This is a genomic window from Microthrixaceae bacterium (genome assembly GCA_023957975.1).
Taxonomy (GTDB): Bacteria; Actinomycetota; Acidimicrobiia; order Acidimicrobiales; family Microtrichaceae; genus JAMLGM01.
In genome coordinates, this window is record JAMLGM010000001.1 from 147,179 (window position 1) to 159,375 (window position 12,197).

The window sequence follows — 12,197 nt, forward strand, 5'->3', positions numbered from 1 at the left end:
CTCACACGCCGACCCCGATCGTCGTGGTGAGACCGAGGTCGGCCGCCCGGTCGTCCTCGGCGACCCGTTGCGCCTCTCGCGTCTCGGCCTCATCGGAGAGGCGCAACAACAATGCGATGAGCATCCAGTTGCTGACCAGCGAGGATCCGCCGTAACTCACAAAGGGCAACGTCAGCCCGGTCAGCGGCAACAGTCGGGTGACGCCCGCCATGATGATGAACGACTGAAAGCCGATCAGCGTGGTGAGTCCGACGGCCAACAACTTGTTGAACGGGTTCGTCGAACGCATGGCGATCCGAAATCCGCTGCCGATGATGGTGAGGAACAACACGATGACCGCCGTCGTGCCCAACAGGCCGAGTTCCTCACCCATGATGGCGAAGATGAAGTCACTTTCGGCCACCGGGACCCGATTGCCGAAGCCCTGACCGAACCCGACGCCGGTCACCCCGCCCCACGCAAAGGCGTAGGTGGCTTGGGCGATCTGGTAGCCAGAATCCAGCACGTCGTCCCATGGATTGAGCCACACGTCGACTCGGGTGCGGACGTGGCCGAAGGAGTTCCACGCGAACACCGCGCCCACGGCGAACAGCATCGAGCCGATCGCGACGTAGGAGATTCGGCCCGAGGCGATCCACAACACCGACATGAACAGGGCGAAGAACAACAGCGCTGAACCGAGGTCGCGTTCGAACACCATCACGACCAGACTCGTCCCCCAAGCGAGCACCACGGGGACCAGATGCTTGGGTTCGGGGATCATGAACGGTCCGACTTTGAACGTCGCGGTACCCAACAACTCGCGCCGTTCGACGAGGTAACCGGCAAAGAAGATGGCCAGTGCGAGCTTGGCGAACTCACCCGGCTGGAAGCTGATCGGACCCGCCCGCACCCAGATCCGCGCCCCGTAGATCGTGACCCCCAGGCCCGGCAACAGCGGCAGGATCAACAGGATCACGCCGACGAGGCCGACGGTGAATCGCAGGCCCTCCAGGGTGCGAACGCGCCGGATCACCGCCAGAACGCCGATGAACCCGACCACCCCGACGGCGGTCCAGCCCGCCTGTTGCGCCCCGAGGTCGGGGTCGAGACGCATGATGAACACATACCCCAAACCGTTCAGCAGCACCGCCGAGGGCAACAGCAACGCGTCCGCTCGCGGAGCGAGGCGGCGAACCCCGATATGCGCAGCAGCGAACAGGACGAAAACCCCCACCAGAAACGGAACCAGGTCGGCGGGCAACGCGCGGGACCGTCCGAGGCTGACGAGAACAAATGCTGCAGCGACGATCAGTCCGGCGAGCACCAACAGTCCCGCCTCGACCGAACGCGGCGTACGAATTCGAGCGGGCGCGCCGCCAGACGTTGGAACGCTCATCCGCTCGGTGCCGTCGCCTCGGGTGGAACGGTCTCGGACGCGACCGATTCAGGGGCCACCGACTCGGGCGCCGCGGTGGTGGAGGGCGACGAGGTCGTTGTGGTGGTCGTGGTGGTGGTGGTCGTGGTCGTTGCGTCGCGATACTGCTTGAGGATGTTGCCCGCCTCTTCGGAGGTCAGGTTGTCGATACCGTTGCGCACGCGATCCTGTTCGGCTCTCGGCAGATCGGCGACGAGCAGATCCTCATCCGGATTCTTTACCTTGGGACGAAACCACAGGAACGTCACGTCGCGGGGCCCCTGCCAGATGGCGACATACGGTCCATTCGCAGCAACCGAGTAGGTGTGTTTGTAGTACCAGTCCGTCGCCCCCAACGCGGCTCCCAACAGCGCGAGCACCGCAAGGACCATGGCGATGGTGCGCCAGGTCAAACGACGCGGCCGGGCGGCGGTCTTCGTCGGGGCATCGACCACCTCTGCGTCCGTTTCGGAGGGCTCCGACACCGGTGCCGCGGAGGGTGCCAGACCGGTCGGGGCGATCACGGTGGCCTGATCAGCGGTTTCCACCACCCCGCCACTCGGCAGTTCTGCAACCTCGAATCGCTCGATCGGGCGGCCGATCGGTTCGAGGACCTCGGGGGAGGTCGTCGACTCGGCGATGTCGGCGACCACGACGGTGATGTTGTCGCGACCGCCGCCGATGTTGGCCAGGGTGATCAGGCGACCACAGACCTCAACCGGGTCGTTGAATTGGCGGAGCGCGTCCTCGATCGTCTGCTCGGGAACCTCGTTGGTCAGCCCGTCGGAGCACAACACGATGCGATCGCCGTCTTGCACGGGGACCGTCCACGCGTCGACCAACACGTCCGCTTCGACCCCGAGCGCACGGGTGATGACGTTTTTTTGGGGATGCACTTCGGCCTGGGCCCGCGTCAGGCGGCCTTCGCGAACGAGGGCCTCGACGAAGCTGTGGTCTTCGGAGATCTGCCTCAGTTCGCCATCACGCAAGAGATAGATCCGAGAATCGCCAACGTTGACGGCAGCGATCTCTCCATCGCCGATGACCGCCGCCGCGCACAACGTGGTTCCCATTCCGGACAGTTGCAGGTCGCTCGACGCGTGTTCGAACACCGCGGCGTTTGCCGCATCGACCGCCGCGACCATCGCTGCTTCGTCGCGGCTGGAAAAGGCGAGCTGAAAGGTCGACAGCGCAAGCGCGGATGCAACCTCTCCGGCGCGGTGCCCGCCCATGCCATCGGCGACGGCGACGAGGTCGGCAGCGACCGCGTAGCTGTCCTCGTTCAGCGTTCGAAGCTGGCCGACATCGGTGGCCGCGCCCACGTTCAGACGCATCAGACGACCTCCAACACGACATTGCCCATCTGGATCTGGTCACCGAGGGAAAGCTCGACGATGCCGGTGACTCGAACCCGATTGATGTACGTGCCGTTGGTCGACCCAAGATCCTCCGCAAACCATCGACGACCGGTTGCGGTGATGCGCAGGTGCAACGTCGACATGAACGCGTCGTCGAACACCACGGCCGCGCTCCCCCCGCGTCCGAAGATCAGGTTGTCGGCGAGCGGGTAGTCGACGCCCGCCAAGTGAGGTGGGTCGATCACCCGCAAGGCATTCGGGGTGCCGAGACGTCGAGACGTCGTCGGCGAAACAGTCGGCTCCGGAGGCGGACTCGTCGTGATCGGCGCCGGCGGTGCACCAGCCCCGTCACCGGGTGCCGACCGAATCGCCTTCCTCGCCTTTCGCGACAGCTTGGGCGCAGGACCGTCGAATGGAGCCGGCACCGAATTCACCTCGGTCCAGATCGCTCGTAGCACCCGAAAGAAAAACAGGTAGAGCAGCACGAGGAAACAGAGCCGGAAGATCGTGAGCAACTGATCGGGCATCAGGCCCTCTCGTATCGGATCGTGGTCTGGCCGAAGGTGATGTCGTCGCCGTCGTTCAAGATGTGCTCAGCGACGCGACGACCGTTGACGAGTGTGCCGTTCGTCGACGCCAGGTCGACCACCGCGTAGCCGCCCTCCACCGGACGGATTTCCGCGTGACGCCTCGACGCGTTCTGGTCGCCGAGTTGCACCGTGCAGTCCGGAGAACGTCCCACCGAAACCGCTTCGACGCTGAGTGGCACCCGTTGCCCCCCAGGCAACAGCAGATGGGCCATGACGTCACCGGCATTCGGCTGACGAAACCTGGAGTCGATGCCGACCACTCCGGGACGTTGTTGCTCGTCCACCTCGAAGCTCACCGCGAGCGGACCCACGAATCGGTATCGCTCGTCCTTCGCGTGCTGCTTGAGCAGTGCCATCAACTCCCCGGACAGCGGGTCGACCATGTCGGCGAACTGCTCGTGATCCGATGGACTCACCACGACCAGGTAGCTGTTCGGTACCAATGTCTGACCGTTGACGCCCACCGTACGGGCGACGTCCATCTCCCGGACGAGCTTGCGGCCGATCTCGACGGGGCGAACCTCACTGCGAAAGACGCGGCCGAAGACGCCTTCCACACCGCGCTCGAGCTTTCGTTCGAAGTTCGACAACCCCACGGCGCGAAGGCTACTTGGCCACCATGTCGCGATCGGGCCACGACGGGAGGCCGATCTCAGCTACCACTTCCTCGTGAGCGCGGCTATTGTTGCGACGCTTACTCTTGCGGGAGTGGCGGAATTGGCAGACGCGCAGGATTCAGGTTCCTGTGTCCGAAAGGGCGTGGGGGTTCAAGTCCCCCCTCCCGCACCAGATGTTCGTTACATGAACTCAGACTGTTGAGAGTCGCCGAAGCCACGAGAGTGGGTCGGCGACTCTTGCATTTCAAGCCACCTCGGTGGCCGGTGACGCGCTCACTGAACTGCTCAGCGCCGAGCTTCTGAGCCTCGCTGGTCAACGCCTGCGGACTCGTCCCTGGGCACGTTCAGCGAGTGCCTCTGCGTTGTCAGCGATCAGTCGATGGCCTGAGCCCGGGTGCCGCCTTGCTGGTGCCATGTTGTGGTCGTTGAGGAACCTCGGTGACAGCTCATGGACTTCGGTCGCTGCGGTCGATGTCTGTCCCGCGGGACCGAACAGCGCGTAGCTGGATGCGCCAAAGGTTCGTGACGCGACGTAGGCCACACCATCGAGTCCTTCTTCAGCGAACGCGTCGGCCCACTGTTGGGGGTACAGATAGCTCACTGAGGTGTTGATCTCGCTGTTGAACCCGAAGGCCTGTGAGATCCGGGTGCCCTTCGCGAACGTGAGGTCCGCACATCGGTAGTCACGCTCGAGGGTGACTCGGACAGCGCAGTAGTTTGCGGCTTCCTCGGCTGTGATGTCGGGAACGATGTCGGGGTCGCCCGTTGGTTCTCTGTCACGCCACAGCGTTTCTGCGACGCAGGGTTCGGCGTCGTCGGCGAAGTAGCAGGTTCCTTCGGGTCGAGGAAGGACGAGGTTGAACCGGCCGTTGGCATCAGTGGCGAAGAACCACGGTTCCGCTGCAAATTCTCGTTTGGTGACGCGCCACAGCGCGGTGCCTTCGGCCAGCACCATCACTGGAAACTTCGAGATGTCGCGGTACGGGTCCCGTAACGTCACCGGCCGCTCCACGCAGCGATCTGACGCTGTGCGGCCGCGATGACCGCGTCGCTGTCGCCGTCATCGATCGCATCCCACGGGGCTCGGCCCTCGAGTTGTCGGTTAGGCGTCGCCAGCCAGCGCACAGCGCCACTGTGGCTGTTTGCTTCCACAAGGGAGGGTGCAAGATGCTCCACCGTCGGGTTCACCACGAGTCCGGACCCATCAACATCGAACTGCGCGAGGGGGTACACCCAACGGTTCGCAACGGTTGGCACCGCAAGCACCTTCGCGCCTTTGCGTCGCTTGTCCAACGCCTGGCGGGAGATACCCAACAGCTCACATGTGACCTTCGGGGTGAGCACTGCGCCAACGAGGCGTTCCCACTCGTCTGCCTCTGCGCCCCGGTCATGCTCGATCACGTCGCGCACCATCGTCTCGATGAGTTCGATCGTCTTCGGAGCCAGGCTGCGATCGGCGACGTCGTCGAGTGAAACCTCGACGACTTCACGAAGCGAGTCCGGTCGCTTGACGACCGAGCGCGAAGGAACGGCGCCCTTGCCCGCTGGAACCTTCCTCGGCTTGGCCTTCGGCTTCGGTGTCGTCATTGCAACCATGCCAACCAGTATGCCGAAGTAGTTGCAGGTACGGTAGGCGCAGTCAGGTGGCGGCCCGTGGCGCCACGTCGACCACCTCGACGTGGCGCCCGTGATGGAGGGGCACGATTCGGTACCCAGTGGTCGGAGCTGCACAGCTGATCGCCGATCTCATGACCTGACGGACTGCTTTCTACGGAGTCGGGAGTTCGTAGAAAGCGTTGACCGGCGGGCTGCTCGGCGACCCACTTGTTCGAGCGGTGGAGGAGGGGCGGCAAGCTCACGATGCCTTCGAACTTGTCGAGTTCAAGCTGCTCCACTCGTCGCAGATACTCCTCGAGGCGAAATGTAGTGAAGACCCTCGATTCCCACCTGCCGCTCCAGATGCGCAATCCGGAACTGTCGATCCACGCTCGGGCGGCGCATTGAGCTCGATCGGTGGTGTCTCGACCGGCGGTCGAGGAAGAGCCGCACGCTCAGGTCGTCGGTCATCGTGCGCTCCTCTTCGCGAGGCGGTCGGCCAGACGTTTCGTCGCAAGTGCTGCGACTCGCTGATTCGAATCGTCGGTCAACAGCTCGAGGAGGTCGGTGGCGAGTCGACGCCTGGCGATCTGGTATCGCACGGTGTCCCACTCGCTGTGGCGAATGAGCCACTCGATCTGCTCTCGGCCTGGTTCAGCGTTCTCGAGGAACGACAGCACCACGAGCGGGTCGTCGTCGCGGGTCAGCGCCCATTGGACTCTGGCGTCGACGCACAGGCGGTTCACGCTGATCGCGGCGCGAACGCTGGGCCGAGGGTCGGTGGCGCACACGGCGAGCAGCGCCGCAATGGACTCGACGTTGCCGGCAATGGCCGCCCGTTCGCCTTCCCGCAGGTTGGAGCGGACCTCCAACGCCCAGGCGATGGCCTGATCGCGGAGGCCGAGGTTGCCCGCTGTCTGGTGGAACGCGTTCGCGATGCTGTCGTTGACCAGGGTCAGCGGCGCCTGCGCCACCCAATCGGCGACCTCGTTGCGCAAGGCGAGAGCGACCGCCTCGACCTCCGGATCGTCGATATCGATGTCGAGGATTGCGTCGACGTCCCATGCCTCCACGTCGTGTTGACCGCTTCCGAAGCACTCCCCGACGTGTGAATTGTCGGTCCATGAGGCGTCGGCGTTCGATTCGTTGAAGTCGTTCATGGGATCCCCAGTCGTTGATGTCGTGATTCGGTGGTGCAGTTCCGGTCGGCCTGCAAGGAGCACTGAAACAGCACAACTCAGTTGTGTTAATACACAAAAGTGAGATGAACCGATAGATTGTTGAGATGGTTGCAAACGACGGCGAATCACCCACATCCACCCCTGGTTCGCACCCGTCAACCTCCGAACTCAAGGGGTACGGCAGGGCAGGCCTCGACCGCGTCGCCGCAGGTGAATGGCACCGCGCCGGCATCGACCACTACGCCGCAGAATGGCATCGCTCCGAAGGGCGTTCGCTCGAGGATGCGGTCCGAGTACAAACGGCCGAGCAACCGCCGAACGCCGAGCGGCGAGCGTCCTTGTCGACCTTCGACGAGTTGACCGGCGACGTGTTGGTCTCGCTGTCCGACATCGCCGACCTCGCCGAACGCGATCTGCCGACCGTTTCGCGGTGGTCGAAAGAAGAGGGCTTCCCGCGACCGGTCGTCGGCGGGCGCAGCCCGAGATTCGCCGCCGACGAGGCCATCGAATTCGTCACCCGGCGACGTGTTGATGGCGATGAATTTCGGCCAATCCACCGGTGGGCCTGGAGTCGCGCCGTTCTCGTCATGTCGAGCGACAACGACTCATTCGAGTTGGCGGCGGTACTCATAGCGCTCGCCGTGCAGCGCTCGCGCTCAGCGGGGGCCCAGCGTCTGCACACCGTCTACGAACACAGCACCGCTTCCAAACTCGTCCGGACGTTGAAGTCCTCATTGTCGGCGCTGCGAGACGTCGACGGATATGGCGACCTCGTCGGTGAGACCGGATCCATCGCACAGCGGCTCGCCGTGGTGCCCGCCGCGCTCGTGCGCCGCCTCGACGCCGGACTCGACGCCGGCCTCGATCCCGCGCCGCTACTCGACGATGCGCTCGAGTCGCTCAGCGGCGTCAACCGCTCAGGCCAGGCGAACATCACGTCTCACGAGCTCACCGACCTGATCGTCGAGTTGGGGGCGAGCACTACAGCCGGCCATCACGACGGGCCAATGGTCATCTCCGATCCATGCGTTGGGATCGGAGAGTTGCTGCTGTGGGCCTCACGACGTCATGGCGTGACGGCTGACATCGCGCTCTGCGCCAACGAACTGGATCCCGCCGTCGCGCGGGTGACCCGGATCCGGTTCTGGCTGCGGTCACTGCCGATCGAGCTTCGGGTTGGCGATGCCTTGAAGCAAACCGGGCACGCCGGAACCGCTGACGTCATACTCAGCGACCTGCCGACGACGGCTGGCAAACGCGACCTGTTCCGGTGGATCAGGACGGTCAACGAGACGCTGCGGCCGGGAGGGCGTGCCGTCATCGCAACGACATCGGCGATCCTGCCCGACTGGGGCAGCACCTTCCGGGGATCCGCTCTCGAACTCGGGTTCGGACGTCTGGAGGCGCTGGTGTTGTTGCCGGCTGCGGTGAAGACGGGGAGTCGTTTCGACCCGCTGATCGCGGTGCTTGGAACCAACCGGACCGCGTCTGCGGTGGTCATCGACCTCCGAGACGCCGGTTCGCAGCGCCCGAAGTCACGTCGCGACTGGTTCGATTCGGGCAGGATCGCCAAGTTGATCGACCAGTTCCGTGCCGGCACCCTCGACGAGGCCGCCGGTGTGCGCATCATCGGGGTCAACGATCTTCCTCTGGTCATGTTGCCGGTTGCGTTCACGACCTCCACTGGTGAGCACGTCCCAACCGACCGAGCGAAACAACTTGCCGCGAACCTGCTGAACGAACTCGCCGAACATCCTCAACGTCGTGCGATCGAGCGGGCGCTCACCGACGGCGGACTGCTCGACTGAGCCGAGAACCCTCCAGCTCAGCGCTGCGTCCGACACCGTCGATGACGGCGTGGTCGACGCCTTCGTGGCCCGAACCACCGATTGGAGATGCAATTCTGCATGTTAAGATGCAGTTGTGTCGAAGACCGTCCAAGTCCGAGACCTCGACGATGAGGTGTACGCGGCGCTCGCCCGACAGGCGGCCGAATTGCAGATGTCGGTTCCTGAGCTGTTGCGACGCGAGATCACACGGATCGCTGCGAGACCGTCGCTCACCGAATGGCTGAAGCGGACCGAGCGACGGCCCTGCGACATCCAGACACATGACGTCCTGGCCGCCCTCGACGAACTTCGAGGGCCGTGGCCCGGCGACCAAACATGAGCCTCAAGACTCCGCAGCTCCGGTTCCGTGATCGTCGTTGACGCAAGCGTGCTGTTCGAGGTCGTAGCGGACACCCCTCGGAGTCGTGACCTGCGAACCTTGCTCGCCGCCGGCGAAGCGCTCAGCGCTCCGCACCTCATCGACGCCGAGGTACTGGCGGTGATCCAGACTCACCTGCGCCGCGGCCACCTCGACCAGACCGCTGCGTCGCAGGCCGTCGACGATCTTCGCTCCTGGCCGGGAGAGCGTTGGAGCCACCGACTCCTGATGCCACGGGCCTGGGAGCTTCGCAACAACGTTCGAAGCTACGACGCTTTATACGTGGCACTCGCGGAGGCCCTCGACGCACCGCTCGTCACGCTCGATGCCCGACTCGCCGCTGCGCCCGGGCCGCTCTGTCGGATCATCGTTGCCGGCCAGTAGGTCGGCTCACCATCGCCGACAGCGTTCACCAGGCGTTCCAACAGCATCAGTGCGACACCGTCAGTGCGACACCGTCAGTGCGGCGGGGTCAGTGCGGCGGGTTCGGGGCATTCACCGCCGTGTGGCCATCCGGATCGAGCGGGGGGATCGGTGCCTTACGGCTGATCAACGCGAGGACCTCGGATTCCTCCTCGCTGCTCAACGGACCGTATTGCATGGTGAGCGTTCCTGAGGTTCCACAGGACGGACAAGTCGTCGGCACTACCACGGCCATATCCGACGGGTCGGAGGCCCCTTCGATCCGACTCGCTGCGTCTGCATCCACCAATTCGGCGGAGAACTCGCTGCGGCACTCGAAGCACAGCACCATGCCGCCCTTGCGCGCACCGAACTGCCCTACGAAGCCATGGCGGTCGAGGGCCTGTTCAACTTCGATCTGCGTTGCTCCGCTGAGGTTCTTCAACCCCGGGGCAGATGTCGTGTCGGAATTCGGTGCTGCGCTCATGGCTCCTCCATCCCCGCTCAGCCCACATCGTAGAGCCACCGACAAAGCAGAACCTGGACGGAATGATCGACACGAACGCGACGAATGTGTCGCCTGTCTCGATAGCATGCAGCCCACGTTGTCACCCGTACGGACCGAACGCTCACGTGTGCGAGCGGCCCGACCGGGACCTACGTCAACTTGAGGGGAGGACGAGTGAGCAATGCCACGACCAACGCAGCGCCGACCACGGCGTCACTCGCCGTCGAGTCGGTCAGCGTGAACTTCGGTGGCGTCATGGCTCTCACGGAGGTGAGCTTCGCCATCCCCGCGGGTCAGGTCTGCGGGTTGATCGGCGCCAACGGCGCCGGCAAAACCACGCTCTTCGACGTCATCAGCGGTGTTCGCGTTCCAAACGCGGGTCGTGTGCTGCTCGATGGGGTCGACATCACCCGTTGGTCGCCACATCGCCGGGCGCGTGCCGGAATGCGACGCACCTTTCAACGGCTGCAACTTTTCGGGTGGCTGACCATCGAGGAGAACCTCCTCGTGGCCACCGAATGGAAAGGCGGTGGCGGCGGGGTGCTCGCCGACCTGATCGCTGCGCCGACCCGGCGCCATCGCGAGCGCGAACGGCGCGAACGGGCCGGCCATGTCCTCGAACAGTGCGGCCTCGCCGATCTTCGCCATCGATCCGCGGCTGCGCTGCCCATCGGAACCGCTCGACTCGTCGAACTTGCCCGCACGCTGATGGACGAACCGTCGGTGCTGCTTTTGGACGAACCGACTTCGGGGCTCGATCACGCCGAGGCACAACGCTTCGGCGACCTCGTCGCTGAGGTCGCCGAACGAAACAACACTGCGGTCCTGCTCGTGGAACACGACGTTCCCTTTGTCATGAACCTCTGCTCCCGGGTGCTCGTATTGCACCTCGGCGAGCTCATTGCCGACGGCCTTCCCGACGAAGTCCGCAACGACCCCAAGGTGCACGATGCGTACCTCGGGACCACAACCTCGGTGTAGGCGTTCACAACGTCCGACGCGAGGCACCCAACCCGGCCCTTCGGCCGACCACTCCAGGAGACCACCACCCATGCTGAAACGAACCCACCGAATCGGCGCCGTCGCACTCAGCGCCGCGATGATGTTCATGGCCGCCTGCTCGGAATCGGTCGATGACACCGCATCATCGAACACGACCGCCAAGAACGACTCGACCGAGTCCACAGCGCCGCAGACGCGCACCACACGCGGCATCACCGATACCTCGATCAAGGTCGGCGGCGTCCAGTACGGCGTGTACTTCGGCGACGCATCGGTCGGTGTCGAAGCCCGGATCAAGGAGGCCAACGACGCCGGCGGGGTCCACGGCCGCACCCTCGAGTTCATCGGGGCCCAGGAGAACAACAACGACGCGACCAAAGACCTCGACCTGGTTCGCGCCCTCGTCGAACAAGACGAGGTCTTCGCGCTGTTGCCGGTGATGGCCGGAACGTTCGGGGCCACCGACTACATCGTCGACAACAACATCCCGACCTTCGGTTACGGCATCACGCCGGCGTTCTGCAACAACGAGATCGCCTTCGGTGTCACCGGATGTGTCACCAACCCGGACCTCACGGTCGGATCCAATGCGCTCGGCACCGTGCTGGCCGACTACTTCGACGGAGACACCAACAAGACGATCGCGTTCATCGGTGAGGACAACGATGCCGGGCGCGGCGGTCTGGCCCTGCTGGGCGCGTCGGTCGAGGACAAGGGATTCGAAATCGTCTATTCCGAGCCGGCGATGCCCGCACCGCCGGAACAGGTGGGTGACGTGAGCCCGTTCGTGTCAGCGTTGCTCGCCGAAGACCCCGACGTGATCTACCTGCAGGCGACCCTGTCCGGAACGAAGATCGCCGATGCGCTGCAACAGGCCGATTACGACGGTGTCATCATCTCGCCGTCGTTCAGCCCGCTGCTGCTCGGTCAACCCGGATATGAGGGCATTCTGATCAACACCCAGGTCGGCGTCGATCCGGAAATCGAAGGGCTCGCACACCTGCTCGAATCGGTGCACGCCATCAAGCCGGATCAGCAGCTGAGCCTGGCGCTGATCACCGGATACCTCGCTGCCGACATGTTCATCAAGGGTCTCGAGGAAACGGGTGAGGACCTGACGGTCGAGAACTTCCTGGCAACCATGAACGATGGGTTCACGTATTCAGTCGACGGTGTGGTCGGCGAGTCGACCTGGCCGGACAACCACTCCAAGCCGGTTCCATGCAGCGTCTTGACCAAGACCGAAAACGCCCAGTTCGTGCCGTTCCAAGCACTGCAGTGCGGCACCAACATCGACGTGAAGTGACCGTGATGCCCGACGACCCCACCCGCCGCCACA

General features: G+C 64.3%; 13 protein-coding genes and 1 tRNA gene. 6 read left to right on the plus strand and 8 right to left on the minus strand.

Features of this window, described 5'->3' with window-relative positions; translation table 11 throughout:
- Nucleotide 1: 1 nt before the first annotated feature.
- From M9952_00695 to M9952_00710, 4 genes are read right to left on the minus strand one after another with little or no spacing between them, the layout of a single operon-like run.
- The gene (locus M9952_00695; GenBank protein ID MCO5311450.1) at nt 2–1,378 is read right to left on the minus strand and encodes an FtsW/RodA/SpoVE family cell cycle protein; all 1,377 of its coding nucleotides are present in this window, start codon (nt 1,376–1,378) and stop codon (nt 2–4) included.
- Nucleotides 1,375–2,730, minus strand: coding sequence for a Stp1/IreP family PP2C-type Ser/Thr phosphatase (locus M9952_00700; GenBank protein ID MCO5311451.1), 1,356 nt, complete (start codon nt 2,728–2,730; stop codon nt 1,375–1,377). Before M9952_00700 ends, M9952_00695 begins: the two co-directional genes overlap by 4 nt.
- Nucleotides 2,730–3,281, minus strand: coding sequence for an FHA domain-containing protein (locus M9952_00705; protein MCO5311452.1), 552 nt, complete (start codon nt 3,279–3,281; stop codon nt 2,730–2,732). Before M9952_00705 ends, M9952_00700 begins: the two co-directional genes overlap by 1 nt.
- Nucleotides 3,281–3,940 carry an FHA domain-containing protein gene (locus M9952_00710; GenBank protein ID MCO5311453.1) on the minus strand — a complete coding sequence of 220 codons (660 nt, stop codon included), beginning with the start codon at nt 3,938–3,940 and terminating at the stop codon, nt 3,281–3,283. Before M9952_00710 ends, M9952_00705 begins: the two co-directional genes overlap by 1 nt.
- Before the next feature lie 106 nt (nt 3,941–4,046).
- Between M9952_00710 and M9952_00715 the strand changes: the two genes are divergently transcribed.
- Nucleotides 4,047–4,133: transfer RNA gene (locus M9952_00715), tRNA-Leu, on the plus strand.
- A 141-nt stretch (nt 4,134–4,274) separates the two neighbouring features.
- Here the strand turns inward: M9952_00715 and M9952_00720 are convergent.
- The 3 genes from M9952_00720 to M9952_00730 form a co-directional block, all read right to left on the minus strand.
- A complete protein-coding gene (locus tag M9952_00720; protein ID MCO5311454.1) occupies nt 4,275–4,961 on the minus strand; it encodes an RES family NAD+ phosphorylase in 687 nt (228 codons plus the stop codon).
- Nucleotides 4,958–5,548, minus strand: coding sequence for a DUF2384 domain-containing protein (locus M9952_00725; GenBank protein MCO5311455.1), 591 nt, complete (start codon nt 5,546–5,548; stop codon nt 4,958–4,960). Before M9952_00725 ends, M9952_00720 begins: the two co-directional genes overlap by 4 nt.
- A gap of 476 nt (nt 5,549–6,024) precedes the next feature.
- On the minus strand, nt 6,025–6,717 hold the full coding sequence (locus M9952_00730) for a hypothetical protein (protein MCO5311456.1): 693 nt from the start codon (nt 6,715–6,717) through the stop codon (nt 6,025–6,027).
- Between the two features lie 125 nt (nt 6,718–6,842).
- Here M9952_00730 and M9952_00735 point away from each other — a divergent pair, with 125 nt between their 5' ends.
- The 3 genes from M9952_00735 (at nt 6,843) to M9952_00745 (ending at nt 9,330) form a co-directional block, all read left to right on the plus strand.
- Nucleotides 6,843–8,546: a class I SAM-dependent methyltransferase gene (locus M9952_00735; GenBank protein ID MCO5311457.1), complete on the plus strand. Its 1,704-nt coding sequence runs from the start codon at nt 6,843–6,845 to the stop codon at nt 8,544–8,546.
- Between the two features lie 115 nt (nt 8,547–8,661).
- Nucleotides 8,662–8,907: a hypothetical protein gene (locus M9952_00740; protein MCO5311458.1), complete on the plus strand. Its 246-nt coding sequence runs from the start codon at nt 8,662–8,664 to the stop codon at nt 8,905–8,907.
- A 48-nt stretch (nt 8,908–8,955) separates the two neighbouring features.
- Entirely contained in the window at nt 8,956–9,330 is a 375-nt protein-coding gene (locus M9952_00745; GenBank protein MCO5311459.1) for a type II toxin-antitoxin system VapC family toxin, read from the plus strand.
- A gap of 88 nt (nt 9,331–9,418) precedes the next feature.
- Here the strand turns inward: M9952_00745 and M9952_00750 are convergent, their stop codons facing one another.
- Nucleotides 9,419–9,835: a hypothetical protein gene (locus M9952_00750; protein ID MCO5311460.1), complete on the minus strand. Its 417-nt coding sequence runs from the start codon at nt 9,833–9,835 to the stop codon at nt 9,419–9,421.
- A gap of 195 nt (nt 9,836–10,030) precedes the next feature.
- Between M9952_00750 and M9952_00755 the strand changes: the two genes are divergently transcribed.
- Nucleotides 10,031–10,837, plus strand: a complete 807-nt coding sequence (locus M9952_00755; GenBank protein ID MCO5311461.1) for an ABC transporter ATP-binding protein — start codon at nt 10,031–10,033, stop codon at nt 10,835–10,837.
- A 70-nt stretch (nt 10,838–10,907) separates the two neighbouring features.
- On the plus strand, nt 10,908–12,164 hold the full coding sequence (locus M9952_00760) for an ABC transporter substrate-binding protein (protein ID MCO5311462.1): 1,257 nt from the start codon (nt 10,908–10,910) through the stop codon (nt 12,162–12,164).
- Nucleotides 12,165–12,197: the final 33 nt, after the last annotated feature.